The organism is Vibrio sp. R10-SG-ISO4, assembly GCF_059834135.1.
Genome location: NZ_JCBDHJ010000008.1, coordinates 106,574 through 125,087 on the forward strand (window position 1 = coordinate 106,574; position 18,514 = coordinate 125,087).

Genomic DNA, 18,514 nt, shown 5'->3' on the forward strand with positions numbered 1-18,514 from the left:
GGCTGCCACTCACGGCGAATCTCATTCGCTTTATTACACGATTTAATGAATTGCTCCCTCGGTTTGGGGGAGCCAGGGATAGTGACATGAATTTCGGATATTTTGACGATAACAACAAAGAATACGTCGCCACCACACCATGTACGCCAATCAAGTGGTGTAACTACGTGGGCACACTCGAGTTTGGCGGCTTGGTCGACAGCAATGGCGGCGTGGTATTGTGTAAAGGTGACCCAGCCCTCAACCGCATCACCAAATACATAGCTCAGTTGCCTAACTCAGAGTTTAAAGGGTCGACCTTATACCTAAAGGTGAAAAACCGCCAAGGCGATGTTCAGGTGTTTTCACCCTTCTATACGCCGACGCTTAAACCTCTCGATAAGTTTGAGAACCATACCGGGCTGTCATACACCACCATCATCGCCGAAGGGTATGGGGTACGCTGTGAGGCGACCTTCTTTGTACCTAAAGATGCCCCCGTCTTGCTCGAAGACATCCGAATCACCAACATCAGTGACGAGGCTTTGCACGTAGATGTTGTGCCAGTATTCGAATTTACCCATTTTGATGCCCTTAAGCAGCTCGTCAACGCGGACTGGGTGCCGCAAACGATGACGCTCAACGCGCATCAACAGGCGAGCGGTCATACCGTCTTAGAGCAATACGCATTTATGAAGCGCGATTATGCCGTCAACTTGATGACCGCCGACCGAGTAGCGACCTCATTCGATGGCGACCGCCAAGTGTTTCTCGGTAATTACGGTTATGGCAGTTGGGCTGCGCCAGAGAAGCTGTTTGCAGAGGAACTGGGCAACAGCGAGTGTTTACGTGGCGACAACATCGGCGCACTCAATTTGCGTTTGGGTTGGATTGAGCCCCAAGCGAGTGAGCGCACAGTCGTGCAACTGACGCAAATGTCGAGTTTGGCTGAGGCCATGCCCATGCTGGAGAAATACCGCGATCACGCCCAAGTGGACAAAGCCTTTGCTGAGCTAGCCGAACATTGGCAATCTTACCTGGCGACCGTACAGGTAGAAACGCCCGATCCGGCGATGAACTCGATGCTGAACATCCACAACCCGCGTCAGTGTCATACTACTAAGAACTGGTCACGTTACTTGTCTCTGTATCAGCTTGGCTACGGTGCGCGTGGTATTGGTTTTCGAGACTCATCACAAGATACCTTGGGCGTGATTACCCATATGCCGGAAGAGGCGCGAGAGTTTATTGAGCGTCTTTTATCGGTCCAAAACCAAGATGGCTCCGCGATGCACCAGTTCTTTCCCTCTACGATGGAAGCCAATGCCGGTGACTCGCGAGAAGAAGAAGACCGACCGGATTACTATGGCGATGATCACTTGTGGATCATTTATGCCGTCACCCAATACGTCAAAGAAACAGGCAACGGTGCGTTTCTCGACAAATCGATCCCGTTTTATCAAAAAGATAAACAGGGTCAGCCGCTTGAATCTGCCTCAGTGTGGGAGCATTTATGCCGAGCGATAGAGTTCACGCACAGCAATACCGGTCAACACGGATTGCCGCTACTGGGTTTTGCGGATTGGAATGACACGGTTAACTTACCCACTGGCGCCGAGTCGATGATGGTCGCCAACATGTACGGTAAAGCGCTGTTGGATATGCTTGATTTGTGTCGCTTGCGGGGTGACGAGCAACGTGCGCAGCAATACCAAGCGCAGTACGAGCAGATGAAATCCACCGTCAACGAATGTGGCTGGGATGGCGAATGGTTTATCCGTTATTTTGATGAGCAAGGTCAGCCAATTGGCTCACACATCAACGCGCAAGGGCAAATCTACACTAATGGTCAAAGCTGGCCAGTGATTTCCGGGTTTGCTGATGGCGAGCGTGCTACCACGGCGCTGAATTCTGTCTACTCGAAACTCAATACCGCCAATGGGATCAAGCTGTCAACACCAGGCTATAACGGCTTTGATCCTAACTTAGGTGGCGTCTCGACGTATCCACCTGGGGCGAAAGAAAATGGCGGCATCTTCCTGCACGCTAACCCTTGGGTGATGATTGCTGAAGCGAAGATGGGCAATGGTGACCGAGCGTATCAGTACTATCGTCAAATCAATCCTGCCTCGAAAAATGATGTGATTGAGACATTCGAATCGGAGCCATACTGTTACCCACAAAACATTCTGGGTGATGAGCATCCGCAGTTTGGATTGGGACGCAATGCTTGGCTATCGGGCACCTCGTCTTGGACTTACGTCGCGGGCACACAGTGGATTTTGGGCGTAAGACCAGACATCGATGGATTGATCATCGACCCCTGCATTCCTAAAGCGTGGCCAGAATTTCGTGTGACTCGACAATTTCGCGGCGCCACGTACCACATCCATGTCGATAACCCTAACCGGGTGAGTAAGGGGGTGGCTGAGTTACGTGTCAACGGTGAACGTGTCGAGGGCAATAAAGTGCCCGTATTGGCGGCGGGTGACCACCGTATTGAGGTGACGCTAGGCTAACCAACGCTCGGGGAGGTTCGCCTCCCCGACGATGGTGCATCAGCGCCGTGGCTGATAGTGCGCGTGGCATTGCCACTCAAACTGCGCGGTTTGCTCGGGGTTAAGTTCCAATAAACCGATGTGATTGTTAAACGCATCAGCAGGGCATGACATAGGTTCAATTGCAATACTCGGCTCCGACGCTGGCGTGTAGAGCTGAATAAAAGGGTAATTTGCCCCTTGCTGGTAGTCGAGACGGGCTTGTTGATCCGCTCGGGTTAGGGTGAGCGATTGATCACTGCTTTGATGAAATCGATAGCAATGATTGAGTGTGACATCGGCGAGTGTCATTGGGCTACTGAGGGCGGTGTTGCTCGTGTATTCGCCGGTGGGTAAATCATCGCGGTGTACGACCTCTTGATGAGGGCTTAGGCTCAGTTGGCACTGTGCCAGTGAATCACCGAGCGAAAAATAAGGATGCCAAGCATCGCCATAAGGGAAAGGGGATTCGCCGGTATTGGTGATCTCGGTATAACAGCGAAGGCGGCCAGTCTCATCAATGTGATAGCAGACGTCGAGCCGGAAAGCGAACGGAAAACCGTCGGCAAGATGGCCGGTCTCATAGCGAAAACGCGCCGTGGCAAAGTGCTCTTGTGCATCGGTCTCAACGACTTGAAACGGTTGATTGTAAAGTAGGCCATGTACGGCATGTTCAGACCAAGGAAAGTTCGCCGGTAATCTGTAGTCATGGCCTCGGTAGTGATATTGACCGTTTTTTAGGCGGTTAGGGAAGGGAAACAGTTTGGCACTACGAGAGAAAAAAGGGTGAGATTGAATCACATTTTGACTGTCTTGGTAGCCAACAATAAATGAGAAAGGACTATGATTGACCCGATATTGGTTAATAATGGCACCAAAGTCTTGAATAATTTCGACGCAGATGCCGAGTTTTGAATTTAAGAGTGTTGTGGAGTGAAAATCTCCAAATTTCCCTTTAACGATTTTAAACATATTAATATCTCCTTTGAAGACGATATTAATTGATGAATATAAATGTTCAATGTTGGTTTTCACATTATGATAAATAAAATTCCATACACTTCATATTTTGGTCCATCGGATGTTCTGTGCAGTAAAGGCAACGCCGTTGAATTTATCCAGCCTTGGTATACGCCTATCTCAACCACCCCTGAAAATACAGGGATGGCGGTGGGTGGTATTGGCAACACCTTCACCTTAACGCCGCAAGGTAAAACGCCGAATTTTAGTTTCATTCCTGGTATATTTATTGATTGCCAAGAGGATGATATCTACTTCAACGATTTCTATATTTCTGTGATGGATGAATATCACGTTGAGAATCTAGATATACCGGATTTTTCTGAAGCGAAACTGTATTTAAATTACTATCCAGCGATATTTTTACATGAGATATCACAATGTAAGAATAAAGGTGAGCTATTGTCCTTAATTAGGGAGACCATTTTGTCTGGTCAGTTCTACTTGAACAACAAAGAGCACTTTCTACGCTGGAATATTGAATTTAGCGCTGCAACGCACCAGGCAATTCAGGCTGACGAGACAAGCGTTGAGACTCAGCTACTGGTCGCGATCGACTTTTTTAATGGTTTGTTGGTCAATGGGTCGACCCACGCGTGGTCATTGACACCGCAGCGTGGTGCAGTGGTGCCTTCTGTTGAGGCCAGTCGAGTGCATTATCGGGCGCTGTATCCGTTGGCGGAGTATGACTATCATGGACTCGGTGATATTGAGTTAATTCGCCAAGTGGTCTCTCCTGTGGTCAAAGATGCCCCAGAACTTTGCAGTCTACCTTTGCACTGGAACCAATTTCAGCTCACCAACCGCAGCAATAAAGCTCAGTGGGTCACAGTGGTTCAGCCGCTGAATAACTTGATGGGAGCGACCTACCAAAAGGCGCGAGATGGCGTACAAGATTCGTGTTGTCACTTGGTGCAAAACCCTATTGGGCATCAGCATCAACCGATTGTGCTTGACCAAGGTGAGACGCAGTTCAGTGGTGTGCGCTTGGCGTCCAACTCACCGTATGCCAGTGATATTGAAGGCGAAGTGATTTACGGCGTTCAAGCGTCAGCGAGCACAGTTCAAGCGGGCAAGATAACCGTGTCGCTTAAGTCACAGGTTTACGCCAGCAAGGCGCAGCAACAAGTGTGGCGTGCACTGCATACAGGGCGAACCAATGATCATTTTGACCGCGGTATCTACAGTGGCCGTGAGCCACTCAGTGCTCTAGTTTGTGTTCAGGTTAAGCTTGAGCCGGGTGAAACGCAATCGCTGCGTTTCGCGCAAGTGATGGATCACAGCAAAATCCTTCTCGACGGTTGGCAAAGTCACAAAGCGTACGCTCGCTACTTCCCTGAGCCATCGCGCGCTGAAACGATATTAACCCAGACCTTGCCTAAGCTTTCAGAGATAGAGCAGCGTATTGTCACCCAGCAACAAGGCTTCTATGACCAGGCGGTTGCCAAGTTTAGTGGCCAAGAGAGTGCCCTGCGTTACGCGACGATGGCGATGAATAGCCTCTCGTTTCTAGCGGAATCAACCGTGTGGGACGTCGAAGATACCTTGCTGGTCAAAGAGTGTGTCGATTATCCCTTCTTTAACTCACTGGATGTTTATTTTTACGGTTCGTTTTCACTGCTGTATTTGTTGCCGCAACTCGATGGGGCGGTGATGAAGCATTTTGCGCGGGCGATTTTAGCCAGTGACAATACTCTGCGGCGCTATTGGGAGTATGAAGACAAACCTTACGCTGAGCTGGTTGACGAAAAATACCAAGGGACACGTGCCGAGCGCGGCGCGGTAATTCACGATCTGGGCAGCCCTTACGATATTCAGCCAGATGCCTACAGTTGGCATAACGTCAAAGAGTGGAAGGATCTCGCACCTAAATACATCTTGATGGTTTACCGCCACTGGCAGAAAACCGGCGATCAGGCGGTGGTGGAACAGTGCTGGCCGGCGGTGAAAGAGAGCATCGAGTACCTCAGTCAACTGATTGGCCCCGGTGAGGATCTACCTTTGACACGTGGCACGGACGATACGTTTGATAACCTGTCGTCTCATGGCATCTCTATCTACTGTGGTAGCTTATGGGCCGCAGGGTTGCGCGCGGCAGCTGAGTTAGCTCAATGTGTTGGTGAGATGGCGCTGAGCGAGGGGTACAATGAACGTAGCGAGCGCGCTTTGGCAACCCTCGAACGTGCCTTATGGGATGAGAAGCAAGGCTATTACCACTTTTTCGTTACGCCGGTCCAAGCCAAGCATCTGACAGGAGAAGGTTTGGTTGAGCTACAAGGATTGGGGTTAGCGGTGAGTGGTGACGCAGTGAGCGATGCCGCGGTGTTGAACACGTATCTTGATGAGGTCGACGAGGCGAGTGACGATGGCCAAAGGGCACAGCGTAAAGTGAAGAAGCAGCAGTTATTGAGCCGCGCACCCGCCGCCTTTACGCCTCAGTTTTCTGAGCTGGTGGAGGATTCAGATAACAGTTTTGGTGATGCGTTACTGGCTGACAGCTACCTGCAATTGGTGGGGCTACCTCGCTTGTTTGCGCCGCAGCGGACTGAGCGAACTTTGGACTTTATCTACCAAACTAACTTTGTTGCGAACAGTCCTAAGCTGGGGGTGGCGAATATGACCTTAGCGGACGGGCGTCCTCACGAGGCATTCCAAGCGCAAGATGTCTGGATTGGCGTGCAATTCAGTGTTGCCACCGCGCTGCGTTTGGCGGGTAAGCAAACGCAAGCGGAAACCTTGATGGATACCGTCTATCAGGCGCTGTACCAAATGGCGAAGATTCCTTTCGCCGCGCCGGAGGGTTTCAATTGCTCGGTCGTGGTGACGCCAGAGTCGATGGCGCAGCGATTTGACATCGATAAGACTCGCGCTCAGCAGTGGGTATCGTATTTGCAACACTTAGGTCATCTACTTAGCGATGGGCGTGTTAATCCAAATCTGACGGATGATACCGATGAATTTATTCGCTCTCTCGCGTCTGACGAGTTTGCTGCTAAGGATAATTGGCCGGATCACGCTGAGCTGCATAAGTGGTTACTCAGCACGGGGTTAAAGTACACCGCAGGGCGATACTTCAGACCGGGAATGATTTTCGCTTATCTGTACCAATAATGAGGGACGCGCATACGTGGGCGCAGGCAGAGCGATGTCATATCTGGTTGCCATTGAGTTTTGCCTGAACCTCACAAAGCCGCAATCGTTGGGATTGAGTACACGACTCAGTCCCATTATAGTTCAGCCACTAACGGTGAGTGACTCATGATGAGCCGAGCAACCTTATGACAAACAAGAAGAAAAAATCCCCCACGGTGTACGATGTCGCGACGTTGGCTGGCGTCTCGCCTAGTACGGTGTCGCGTTTTTTAAACCGCACCACCTATGTGTCTGATGACAAGAGCCACAAGATCGAGCAGGCGATCACCACGCTCGGTTACAAGCCCAATTTTCATATGCAGCAAAGCACGACTCGTCGCTCGATGACGATTGGTGTGCTGATTCAGCATCCAGACAGTCCTTATACCAGTCGTATTCTCAATGACATGGAGAATGTATTACTGGCGCAAGGTTACTCCTTGGTTTTAGCGACTGGACATTGGCAAAATAAGCTTGAGATTCATGCGCTTGAGTACCTGATGAAAAGCAACGTCGATGGCATCATCGTTGTGACGGGCAACTTGAGTGAGCAGTCGATTCTCACCACGGCGAAATCCATTCCGGTTGTGGCGGTAGGCTATGACATTCAAGGGGAGAATGTTCGCTCCTTGAATCTAGATAATGTACTGGGCGGATATATTGCAACGCTGCACCTGTTGCAACTTGGCCATGTGAATATTGCCCACATTAAAGGGCTCTCCAGTCAACCAGATTCGGGGGCACGCTTTGCCGGTTACAAGAAAGCGTTAACTGAAGCGCAAATCAAACCCAATCCAAAATTGATCAAACAGGGCGATTTCAGCTCTGAAACAGGGTATGAGAAAACGGTTGAACTGATTGAATCTAAAGTGCATTTCTCTGCGTTGTTTGCCGCTAATGATCAAACGGCCTATGGCGCAATGAAAGCCCTGACTGACCACGGTTTTAGAGTGCCAGAGGATGTCTCCATCGTCGGTTTTGATGATTTGCCCACCTCTCAATACTTTACGCCCGCTTTAACTACATTGCGTCAGCCGATTGAAGAGATAGGCGCCGTCTCTGCGCGTTCGATGTTGAACTTGTTGTCAGGCGAACGACATGAGGCTCGTTTACCACCGATAGACTTGATGATTCGACAATCCACCAAGTCCATCTATCGATAGTCGTTTTCCCTGCGCCCATGAGCTGCTAGCATGGGCGTTATGGTTACGTGTTTGTTGTCCTCATGATCCCCCTGATATACCACCCGATCTACTCCGATTTACCCTTGCCTGATGGGCATCGTTACCCGATCAACAAATATCGCTATCTGTATGAGGCGATACGCAAGCAAGCGCCTTGGCAGCACCGTATCGATTGGGTCACGCCCAGTGCCATCACGATGGAGGAAGCCGCGCGTACCCATTGCGACCAATATCTTGATCTCTTGTGTCGCGGCGCACTGCCTGCTGCCAAAATGCGCCGTATTGGCTTTCCTTGGAGTGAGCAACTGATCACTCGCACCCTCACTTCGGCAGGGGGTACCTGTGCAACGGTGGACGCGGCGCTAGAGCGAGGCGTGGCGATTCATTTGAGCGGCGGCTACCATCACGCGCATTATGATTTTGGTAGTGGGTTTTGTCTGATCAACGATTTGGTGATCGCGGCCAAAAGAGCCTTGACCAATGAGCATGTGGATACTGTGCTTATTGTTGATAGCGATGTGCATCACGGCGATGGCACGGCGACCTTGTGTCGAGATGAGGCGGAGATCATTACCCTATCGTTTCATTGCGACAAGAACTTTCCGGCGCGCAAACCGGATTCTAATCTCGATGTGGCGCTTTCAAAGGGCACAGACGATGCGACATTTTTAAGTCACTTTACTAGCGTGGTTGAGATGGCTGTGAATCTGCATCAGCCTGATTTTATTCTCTATGATGCCGGTGTGGATATTCACCAAGAGGATGAACTGGGGTATTTTAATGTCTCAACACAGGCGATATATCAACGAGATAGAGCTATGTTTGAAGTAGCGACGAGGCGAGGTGTGCCGATTGCCTGCGTCGTCGGTGGTGGTTATCGCACTCGTCATGAGGATTTAGTGCCGATACACATGCAGCTGATTCAAGCTGCAATGGATGTTTACAAGGATTAGTCATGGAACACAGGATACGTGCCGCGGGCATACTGGTCGATCAAGGCGCCGTGTTGTTGCTCAGAGTCAACGATTTTACCGGTGAGTACTGGATACCGCCGGGTGGCGGCATGGAATCGGTTGATCGCAGCACGAAGGCGTGTGTTGAACGTGAATTCGTCGAAGAGACAGGGCTGAGCGTGAAAGTGGGTGAGCTAGTGTGCGTGCGCGAGTTTCTTGAAACGGAAAATCATCGCTACCATGCCGAGTTCTTTTATCACATCACCCATTATCAAGGCACACCGAACTTAGAGAACCTTAAAGGGCTGAATGACGAGCAGTTTATTCAAAGCGTCGAGTGGGTGCCGATTGAACAGTTGGCAGAGAAACGTCTCTATCCAGTGGAGCTTAAACACAAGTTGTTAGCGCTGATTGAAAGTGGACACTACGCCACGCATCTCGGCTCTTACATTCAAGGATCGTTTGAAGACATTAACCAGCTTTAACTGAGCAGATTTATGAAAAAGGCGCAGGCAAGTGATTGCTCTGCGCCTTTTTTTTCGCTCATTGCTTGAGTGAGCGAGCCTTAGCCCTCGTCAGAGAAAACCGGCATGGACTCCAGTTCATCATGGCTAAATGGCGCGTCACCAAACAGCAGCGGGTAGTAGAAGTGTCTCAGCGATTGGTGGAAATCGCGCACACGTTGCTCGTAGCGCATGCTCGCTTTAACATCGGTATTCGCCAGCGATGTCATCCAACGTTGGGTGAGCGTTGAAGGCGAAAGCCACGCTGCATAGCCAGCGGCGGCATCACGTTCGCGTAGTGTTTGGCGATACGCTTGTGACAGTGGCGCGGCTTTTTGATCGCCCACTTGCTGAAACGCGTAGTACCATTTCCATTCGAACAGTGATTGCATATCGGTTGCTTGCGCCCATTCTGGGTGGGTAGTTAAGAATGACGCCCAAGTATCAGAAAAGGGTTTGTCCCACGCACCGTTTACCTCTTCGCGTTGCAGCAGTACGATGTCGCCGCCACTTGGACCTGTGATGGTGTGGTTAATCACGCTATCACTGACCACGGGCACCACCACCGTCGAGGCTAACCAAATACCAAGTAAAGCTGAGGCAATGCGCGCCGAGCGCTGACCTTTCTGTGTGAGTGTTTTTCCGATGAGTAAGGTCAACCATGCCCAAAACGCGAGGTGGACAAGTACGATGGCCATCACCGCGAGGACTTGGATGATGGGCACTGCCATCGTCCATGCACCAAGACCAAAGGGGACCAACAGTGCCAGCGCGAGCCCGGTGCAGAGAATCAACGCACGCGCAGCCCATAGCGAGCCTTGACGTTTAGCGCTCACCAACAGCAGATCGTAGCGACCCGCTTCGCGCTCGCCCGCCCGTAAATCATGGAGTAACAGAATCACAAACAGAGGCAGTAGTATGCTGACGATAAACGCAAAATCGAAAAAGCCTGCCAAGGAGAGTTCCGGGTTTTGTGCGTCGGTTTCGTAGATCTGCCCTTCAAGCGCTAGCATGCGGATGCGGTGCTTCCAAGACGTCACATCACGCTGGCCCATGGCTGCAAAGGCAAGCGGCTGAGGCTCAGAGTAGGTGAGGTGGAAGCTGTAGTAAGCGGCGCTGCCGTAGTCGTGCTGCTCGGCGAGAATGTGTTCGCGCTCTGTGGCATCCTTCGCCTGCAAGCGAACTAAGGTCTCTTGCTGCTCACGAATTTCATTTACGCCGCTAACGATGGCAAAGCTCGTCAGGGCAAACACAACCAGCAAAAAGCCGACAACGTAACCTTGTTTAGCGAGAAAACGGGTTTCACGGATGAGATCCGTTAAAGACATCATGACATCAATCTCCTAGTCGCGAAACGGATAAGGCCCGCCAGAATCAGTAACCAAAGTCCCATTTGCAACGCATATCGCAGACTTTGGGCGAGGCGGGCGTTGGGCGCTTGTGGCGTAAAAGTAAAAGAGGAGAGCACTTGCCAGTGGTGAGCGTCGACGCGCGCGGCTTTGGCTGTCGCGTCGTCTTTATAGCGATTCACGTCAGTTTGGTAGTCAAGATCGTGCAGGTGGACGTGGTTTAGCGCTTGAACGAACTCAAAACGCAGATCTTCGGCTTGGCGTAAAAAGCGATGGTGCGTTTCCAAGTTGGTACCGGCCAGCATCATCGAGAGATTGGCCATGGAGACTGTCGGCGATAACCAACCAAATTGGCGCGCAATGTTCGCTTGGTTTTGCTCTTTGTCCATGTTGTCTTCGGCGTAGCGATTGAGCACCTTAGTCAGTTTCTCTTCTGAATACGCGGCGACGGCGCCGCGAAAGTTGACTGGCAACTCGGCGATGTCGTCCACTTGGTATTGCTCAAGGAGATCGCGTTTGAGTTTTTCAAAGGCAGGGTCAGCGGCGTTGTGTCCGTCGCCAAGCTGACGCAGCTCCTCAATCACCCCAAAATCTGTCTCCAATTTGCCCATTGCAGGTGCTAGTGTGGCGGCACTTGAACTGGCAATACGCGGCATCAATACCGCAAATACCACCCATAGGCTAATCAATATGGCGAAGCTGGCGTGACTGCGTTGACTCATGCTCGAGACCCACAGCACCAACGCGCTCCAAATGACGATGTAGCCAAGGTAACCGGCGATAAAGGCGCTGCTGGTCAAGACACTTTCACCCTCGCCAATGGCGAGTAGGCTCGCAACCATCAAGGGTAATAACATGACGACTCCGGCCAAGACCAATGCCAGGAACTTACCACTCAGCAGTTGACGAGCGTTCACCCCTTGCGTGATGAGTACGGTCAAGGTACCGGCCTCTTTTTCCCGCGTGACGCAACTGTAACCGACCAAAACAATCAGCAGTGGTAACAGCACCTGGACCAAAAAGGCAGGAGACAGAGAACTAAAGCGTGTCATGCCGCTAGACTGGTTTTGCTCAGCGAACATCGCGGTGTTTTGGCGGTGTCCCTCAAGAAAAATCGCATGACCCGTGTACGCATCAACGCCAGGATCCAGTGCACTCAATGGCGTGGGATTACGAAACACGTAGTGACCGTAATGGACCATTCGATGTGGGTGACGGTCAGGTTGGGCCATAAATTGGGATTCAGAGTACTGCTGAAGTTGGCGACGCTCAGCATCGGCGTGTTGTGTCTCAACATGATTGACCACCACAGATGCCAGAGTGAGTAATACGCCGATCACCAGCACCGTAGCGGCAACTTTGCTGCGACGCCAAAAACGCCACTCATCGAACAGAATAAGGGAGAGAGTTTTCATGCTTAGCCCCTTTGCGCGAACGCGGCGTGGACTTGCTCGGTGTCGATGCTGCCTTGTTCTGAACGCTCAAACAGACCGACAATACGTCCTTTGTCCAATAGGCCGATTCGGTCAGCCACTTGGCATGCGCCGTAGACATCGTGGGTGACCATAAACACCGTCGTGCCTTGTTTGGCAAGCGCACTGATCAACTGGTTGAACTCGTCAATGGCTCTTGGATCTAGGCCTGATGTTGGCTCATCAAGAAACAGCACGGGCGCTTCACGCAGCAGCGCGAGGGCGATCGCGGTTTTTTGTCGCATTCCTTTGGAATAGCTGGAGAGACGTTGATGCCAGGCATTGGGCTGGAGCGCCACTTGCGCAAGAGCTTGTTCCACCTCAGGACGTGAGCGAGTAACGCCCGAGAGAGACAAAAAGTAGTCGATGTTTTCAAGGCCGCTTAAATGCCCATACAGCATGACGGATTCAGGCAAGTAAGCGACTTTACTACGAATCTCATCAATATGAGTGGTGGTTGAGAGACCGAGTACCTCGGCATGGCCTGATGATGGCGTGACGGTGCCTAAAAAGGTTTTGAGCGTTGTCGATTTGCCGGCGCCATTGCCACCGAGCAAAGCAAAGACTTCCCCTTGCTGGACGCTAAAGTGAACATCATTGAGAACCGGGTTGTGTGCGAACTCGACGCACAGAGCGTTGGCGACGACCACAGGTTGTGTCATGGGAGTTTTCCAAGTTGGTTAATGAGAATTGGTCGCAAATGTTATGTTATAACGTATTTGCAATCAAGTGGATTAAGTCCACATTCTCATCGCTGTTTATCGACTCTAAGGGGTATCGTGGCGCGAAGCCATCAGTCAGAGGCGAGTACGACGCGGTTACGTCCTTGGTCTTTGGCTTGATAGAGCGCATGGTCAGCGCGTGAGAGAAGGGTATTGATGTCATCGCCATCGTGATATCTGGCGACACCGATACTGATGGTCAACGCGGGAATGTCGGTGAAGGAGAAGGTAGCGACGACATCACGTAGTCGCACAACTTTTCCTACCTTGCTTGTACATCGCGCGAGCGAGCTGAGCATTTCGTTTGGTCGCTAATCGACGATATTTAGTGAAAAGAGAGAGACGAATTTCTCTTGGATAACCCAAGGAAGCTTGCAGGGGAGTTGGAGTGGAAATACGCGTATAAAACACGTTATAGCTTCGCTTTATCAAATACATATGTATCACCTGTGTGTATTAGGTGACATTTGATTGCTTAAAAACGAGAAAAGCCCTTGATAAATCAAGGGCTTGAATGTGGCGGAGAGATAGGGATTTGAACCCAACACTCCGTCATTCAAATCAACAATTACTGTTAACTATCAATAACTAAGCGTGGTAACACATGCTACGGTTAAACAATTGATTCCTACGGTTGACTATAGTCTTTTCGATAGGGTTCGACAACTATAGAATTGCTTAGTGATCACAGCTGGATTCTAAGAATACTGATAGCGCTCAATCATAGAGCTAACTATGAGTGACCTTAACTTTGCTCACTACATTTCACAAAGGCCTCAGCTACGCGTTGAGCAAATTTGTTGTTTGGAGTAATGAGAGCGTCAGTATGAGCGTTAGTCCCTTTGCTGAAAAAATAAACATAATTGCCTTGAATACGTATCTTTAGATGGTTGGAAAGGTTGTACAGGGTTATGTCGTTTTGGTTCTTCATAACTTTTACAGTGCAGTCGTCGATCTCATAGCGTTCATTTGCAAGTGAAGCATGTGAAAAGATGCCTAGTAAAGCCGCGATACTTATTAATCTCAGTTTCATGTTTTTCCCCTAACACAATATTAAAAAACCACGGGTATATAACCCTATATTTATCGAGATAGAATTTTGATCTTCAGCTAAGAAATTTAAACTATCTCTATGAATATGAATCACAGATCTTAACTTACACAAAACTTTTAATTGTCTTCGAGTCGTATCTCTTATTGATGGTATCGACATTTCGAGCAAGGTCTTTTTGAACACGGATACTATCGTTCTGAAGAGCTACACTATCTCTATGCATTTGCAACTGAACGTCTTTGCTTTCGTTGTGAGTATGAATAAGTGTCTGATCAAGATTTCGAAGTTCATCTGATACACTAGACAATTGTTCGATAATTAAGTCGCCAACTCCCTCTATGGCGCTGCTTAATGATGTGAATCCAGAAATCAATATGGAATTTGTCTTCTTCATTTCAAATATAGATGCAAAGCCAATGTCAGCTTGAGCTTTCGCTACCAGTTCACGCATTGAACTATTCAATCGGTTCACTATGTCCAACTGTTTCGATGTATCTGTTGTAACAGGTAGATTCGGAATCTGAAACGATGGCTGCCCTTCGTTTGCATCATTCAATGTGCTTAGTAACTTTCTGTATTCTTTACTGTGCTCGTTAATGTTATAAATTGATTGATGGAATTCATCAAGGGACCTCAAGCTATCCTCAATGCTGTCCCAAAAAGGGCTAAACCTTCCGTCTTCAAAATGCTGTCGTGCCGTTTCTATATTTTGATCTGTTGAGGCCAATCTTTCGCTTGCTAATTCAAGGCTATTGTTTGTTTGTGCTGAACACTCTGCTAATGAGGATACTAACTCCTCCTCAACCTTTAGCCCTTCTTCAAGAGATCGAGACTCGCTCTCAAGGCGTTCAGCTTCCCTTACTAATTGGTCTAGTTCATGTTCTATTGAATTATGCTGCTCTTTAATTTTATTTTTGGTAGAACGTATGCGTAAGACATAAATACTTACTGCCGCGAAGATTACGACACCAATAGCGGTATTAGCGTAAACTATAAGCTTCCCTAGTGCAGTGTAGACTTCAATTTGATTGTAGGTATAGACGATAGAGGCTAGTCCGATAATGAAGAAAAGGCCCAAGAGAAGTGCAACTACTTCACTTTTTTTTTCAACCTTGTCTACAATTTCACTATGTGCTTGAACTACTTTATTTTTATCTCTGATTTCCGCTTCTTTTGCTTTAATTTCATTGTTGGTCTTCTCGAGCTTATCTAAACGCATTTTCTGTTACCCTGCATTTTTAAATTGAATTTAAAGTTCATCCCTTACGATGGAACAAATCTTAACGTCTCTTTTGAGCGAATGTACTGCGAAGTTTCTTAGAATGCGGCAATTTTTATCCCTCCAGTCATCATTGACCAATGACTAAAACTTTTGCTTTATCTATACCCAACTTAGCCGCTTGAATCTGACTCGCAGCTTTAGAAACCTCGACAGATGGAGGAAGCACAATAAAGTATACTTCCGGCTGAGCGTTAATTACGCCATTTCTCTGTGTCTCTTTATTCCACCAATACGCCTCTACATTGACGCTTAGTATCAAACTTTTTCTATGTGCGAAACCACCAAAGAATGTTCCCAACTCATGGACACTTCCAAAAGCAGATTTCAATGGGACTTCTTGAGAGCTCTTGAGGTAGGCATGAAAACTAACACCGTTAGTTTTGTCATCTAAGTTTGCCTCTATACGATTTGAAATAAACTGCCCTGAAACAAATGGCATTTGTTCTTTTTTGTTCTCATCTACAATAAAGCCGTCACAATCTGAAGCTGACGGCAATCGATTTCTAAAGCGGTATTCTGCGCATATAAACTTACCGGCGACCTCGGAGACTGCGTTTACGAACGCTTGGGAAGCAACTTTCTCAACATTGTATGAAGAGCCAAAGTTTTTTTCGGGGAAAAGGAAGTTGCGTGCACCGACAAACTCAGAGTTGAACCTGAGTTTAATAGCGTTCCCGTTCTCTATTGCGTAGGCAACAACGTTAGGTTTAGCATTAACCGCCTCTCCTGAACTAAACAACTTAGCAGTAGCAAATTTAGGATAGCTTCCCGACTGATAAGCACTGGCTGAAAAGCTCAAAAAAAGCACAGCGAGGCATAGTATTGAAAAGGGGTTAAACCTTTTAGTCATTCTTGATTCCAATTCTTCGAATAAATACTCAGCTTCTGGCCAGATTAATCAACATCAAATATGCAATCAAGTCACCAAGAAATCTATGGAAAAATATATTAGACAATAAAAACAATGGGTTAATAAAAATCCAAGAGAATAAGTCATTTAGGTTATTTATTGTTCATTTTATTTCATTTATTTTTGTGACATATGATATTGTTCGTGTTCGATTGACCGACAAAAAACGCTACTCGCTATACTCGCCATTCTTTTCGCTAAGGTAGCTGGTTAACATGCAATTGCTTTTAAGCAACTCACCATTTTCATGTTTGAGCTGGATTACCTCCTCATGTAGATTTTCTGCTCTCTGACTGGCCAAATTTAGCTGCTTCTCTAGCTCTTCAATGAGCTGCATGGCATCTTTTACCTCCGCCTCAGCATTTTGTTCACGTTCTTCAGCCAGTTTGATGGCCTGATGAACTCGATACTCTGCGGATTGAACCGCAGTTGCGTTCATTTGCTTTGCCATACTTTCTAAATCCGCCAGGAACTTTTTACTCATTGTGCTCAAGATGTCTGATAGCTCGCTGGATAATTCGATACCATGATTGTTTGGACTGTTTCTAGTCGTTTCCAAGTATGCGTTCCAAACCCGATATAAACGGCTGGCGTCACCGCGATTTCCCACTGCCTTTCGAAGGGCAAACCCTGTCACCCTAGCACCATCGGCTAACAGCATTTTTCCTGCATCAATGATATCGTCGTCGGAGACCTCGGGGGCTCTTCCTATTGCTGACTTAGCCATTTGAAGCCTCCTCAATTCGAAAGAAAGTAAGAAAGAAAAGAAAGTAAGTAATGGCTATCGCATTCCCTAAGCTAGTCATAATCCACCTCATTATTGTTGGAATTATCAGGGCCTGCGTCTTTAATGGCGTTAATAGCACTCTGAAAGATGGGCTTGATTCCTAGGTCCATTTCATTGTCCAGTCGCTGTGTTAATTGGTTGAAATAGTCATTTGCTTTCTGATGCTGACCTCTTTTTTGATATTGAACTGCGATATATGCCTCACGAATGATAGAAACAAGCTGTTCACCCGCAGTCCCTGATAGCTTTTTAGTGACGTTACTAAGGCGAATGGCCTCTATGTTCAGCGCTCTGGTTTCTTGTTTGGCTTGCTCTAGCTCTTCTTGTTGCTTAAGTTTTTCGGATTGGAAAGTGGAATCAATGTCTGCCAGTTGAGCGATAAGTTGCTCTTTTTGTGCTTGAATCAACTCGATACTCTTAGTCTCTTGAGAAAGCTCATTTCTCAAATGGTTTAAGTCCTTCTGCTTTTCTTCAACCTGTCGAGACATATAGTTAAAGTCGCGTTCAGATTTCGCTAATATAGCTTGTCTGTTCATTCGCTTTCGCTCTGGTGTCGAGCGCTCTTCCTCGCTAGAAATCTCGGCATGTAACCCTCGCTCGTTGAGCAAGTGCTGATTAATGTGATCGAGAAACATGCGCTGCAATCGCTCTCCATGGATGGCGCTCTGCTCCCGCGTTAGCACACAGTTTTCAGGGAGTAGAGCTTCTGGTTCCTCTCCTCGGGCTTCATGAAGCTTGTTTTGCCCTTTGATGTACTCGTTAACGACTTCTATTTGCCTTTTCAAAATGTCCCAATTGCCAAACACCGAATCTTGACCAGACAGAAAGTAATGGCAATGAGTACCTGTCAATTCATTTTTGAGCCTTTCATCGCAGTGCGCGGCGAGGGCGTGTATCGGGTATTCTGGGAAAAAATGGCTTAGACAACGTTTCGTATAGTAAATCCAGTCGTCTGGTGTGATGGTGTTGTCGTCAACATGCCATCTGTGTGGAATTTTGAATATGCCCTCTTGAAGATAGGTCGCGTTTTCATTAGGTCTAGTCTCAACGAGGCGGTTATGCACATTGACAAACTTCCTAAGCATTTTTACTTTTTGTGTGTGTCGCGCCATCGTAGTCATGGTGTCTAAGCAAGTCACCAGTGACTCGGGTATCTCCGTATCTGCACTCTTGTTATAGAATTCCCACAATACGTCGGCCGCATAATCATTGCCGTTTTTTCGCTCGATTGTGTACGCCTTTTTCACTTTGTGTTTAAGTTGACGACGTTGCTCCTTCAATCGACTTTGGTTTCTAAGTTTTGGCTTGGGAGCGATAGCATCGAAAATCGCCTGACGCTCTTCCAGTGAATAACTCTCCAAGGGTGCGGTGCTTCCATTAAACCAGAGCAGATTTCCTGACGATAGTGACTCGTCCCATTCAATGCTTTTATTGTTGTCAGGGGATGGTAGTCTCAGTGAGTGACGCAACGTTTTGTGGAGCTTAGCGACACCAGCACTCGTTGTGTTGATATTAAATTGACGATAAAAAGTTCGGATGGTTCTCATGCCGCACCTCCTTTCGAGGTGAGGGCCAACAGCAGGGTCAAGGGAGTTCCCTTGCCTGCTGTTTGCGTTTCATCTTTTGCGAA

Annotated in this window: 16 protein-coding genes; 5 read left to right on the forward strand and 11 right to left on the reverse strand. The window is 48.2% G+C overall.

Annotation, left to right across the window (positions count from 1 at the left end):
- Positions 1 to 86: 86 nt before the first annotated feature.
- The gene (locus tag AC6R03_RS04315) at positions 87 to 2,498 is read left to right on the forward strand and encodes a glycoside hydrolase family 94 protein (protein WP_500632258.1); all 2,412 of its coding nucleotides are present in this window, start codon (positions 87 to 89) and stop codon (positions 2,496 to 2,498) included.
- 39 nt (positions 2,499 to 2,537) lie between these two features.
- On the opposite strand, the gene AC6R03_RS04320 is transcribed toward AC6R03_RS04315, so the two are convergent.
- Positions 2,538 to 3,488: an aldose 1-epimerase gene (locus AC6R03_RS04320; RefSeq protein WP_500632257.1), complete on the reverse strand. Its 951-nt coding sequence runs from the start codon at positions 3,486 to 3,488 to the stop codon at positions 2,538 to 2,540.
- A gap of 66 nt (positions 3,489 to 3,554) precedes the next feature.
- On the opposite strand from AC6R03_RS04320, the gene AC6R03_RS04325 reads away from it, so the two are divergent.
- The 4 genes from AC6R03_RS04325 (at position 3,555) to AC6R03_RS04340 (ending at position 9,290) form a co-directional block, all read left to right on the forward strand.
- Positions 3,555 to 6,647, forward strand: coding sequence for a GH116 family glycosyl hydrolase (locus AC6R03_RS04325; RefSeq protein WP_500632256.1), 3,093 nt, complete (start codon positions 3,555 to 3,557; stop codon positions 6,645 to 6,647).
- A gap of 167 nt (positions 6,648 to 6,814) precedes the next feature.
- Complete coding sequence (locus AC6R03_RS04330; RefSeq protein WP_500632255.1) at positions 6,815 to 7,831, forward strand: LacI family DNA-binding transcriptional regulator; 1,017 nt, start codon at positions 6,815 to 6,817, stop codon at positions 7,829 to 7,831.
- A 62-nt stretch (positions 7,832 to 7,893) separates the two neighbouring features.
- Complete coding sequence (locus AC6R03_RS04335; RefSeq protein ID WP_500632254.1) at positions 7,894 to 8,805, forward strand: histone deacetylase family protein; 912 nt, start codon at positions 7,894 to 7,896, stop codon at positions 8,803 to 8,805.
- A 2-nt stretch (positions 8,806 to 8,807) separates the two neighbouring features.
- Positions 8,808 to 9,290 (forward strand): NUDIX domain-containing protein, encoded by a 483-nt coding sequence (locus tag AC6R03_RS04340; RefSeq protein ID WP_500632253.1) that lies wholly within the window; start codon positions 8,808 to 8,810, stop codon positions 9,288 to 9,290.
- Between the two features lie 80 nt (positions 9,291 to 9,370).
- Here AC6R03_RS04340 and AC6R03_RS04345 read toward each other — a convergent pair whose 3' ends face one another.
- From AC6R03_RS04345 to AC6R03_RS04390, 10 genes are all read right to left on the reverse strand, one after another.
- Positions 9,371 to 10,639: a DUF3526 domain-containing protein gene (locus tag AC6R03_RS04345; RefSeq protein ID WP_500632252.1), complete on the reverse strand. Its 1,269-nt coding sequence runs from the start codon at positions 10,637 to 10,639 to the stop codon at positions 9,371 to 9,373.
- Positions 10,636 to 12,072, reverse strand: coding sequence for an ABC transporter permease (locus AC6R03_RS04350; protein ID WP_500632251.1), 1,437 nt, complete (start codon positions 12,070 to 12,072; stop codon positions 10,636 to 10,638). Before AC6R03_RS04350 ends, AC6R03_RS04345 begins: the two co-directional genes overlap by 4 nt.
- A 2-nt stretch (positions 12,073 to 12,074) precedes the next feature.
- Positions 12,075 to 12,791 (reverse strand): ABC transporter ATP-binding protein, encoded by a 717-nt coding sequence (locus AC6R03_RS04355; protein WP_334552662.1) that lies wholly within the window; start codon positions 12,789 to 12,791, stop codon positions 12,075 to 12,077.
- A gap of 131 nt (positions 12,792 to 12,922) precedes the next feature.
- The gene (locus AC6R03_RS04360) at positions 12,923 to 13,105 is read right to left on the reverse strand and encodes a diguanylate cyclase domain-containing protein (protein WP_500626045.1); all 183 of its coding nucleotides are present in this window, start codon (positions 13,103 to 13,105) and stop codon (positions 12,923 to 12,925) included.
- Positions 13,092 to 13,289, reverse strand: coding sequence for a DUF6538 domain-containing protein (locus tag AC6R03_RS04365; RefSeq protein ID WP_500632250.1), 198 nt, complete (start codon positions 13,287 to 13,289; stop codon positions 13,092 to 13,094). Before AC6R03_RS04365 ends, AC6R03_RS04360 begins: the two co-directional genes overlap by 14 nt.
- Before the next feature lie 307 nt (positions 13,290 to 13,596).
- Entirely contained in the window at positions 13,597 to 13,884 is a 288-nt protein-coding gene (locus AC6R03_RS04370; RefSeq protein WP_500632249.1) for a hypothetical protein, read from the reverse strand.
- 124 nt (positions 13,885 to 14,008) lie between these two features.
- Complete coding sequence (locus tag AC6R03_RS04375) at positions 14,009 to 15,124, reverse strand: hypothetical protein (protein ID WP_500632248.1); 1,116 nt, start codon at positions 15,122 to 15,124, stop codon at positions 14,009 to 14,011.
- 130 nt (positions 15,125 to 15,254) lie between these two features.
- Positions 15,255 to 16,037: a hypothetical protein gene (locus tag AC6R03_RS04380; protein ID WP_500632247.1), complete on the reverse strand. Its 783-nt coding sequence runs from the start codon at positions 16,035 to 16,037 to the stop codon at positions 15,255 to 15,257.
- 229 nt (positions 16,038 to 16,266) lie between these two features.
- On the reverse strand, positions 16,267 to 16,824 hold the full coding sequence (locus AC6R03_RS04385; RefSeq protein ID WP_500632246.1) for a DNA-binding protein: 558 nt from the start codon (positions 16,822 to 16,824) through the stop codon (positions 16,267 to 16,269).
- Between the two features lie 71 nt (positions 16,825 to 16,895).
- The gene (locus AC6R03_RS04390; RefSeq protein WP_500632245.1) at positions 16,896 to 18,431 is read right to left on the reverse strand and encodes a hypothetical protein; all 1,536 of its coding nucleotides are present in this window, start codon (positions 18,429 to 18,431) and stop codon (positions 16,896 to 16,898) included.
- Positions 18,432 to 18,514 lie beyond the last annotated feature (83 nt).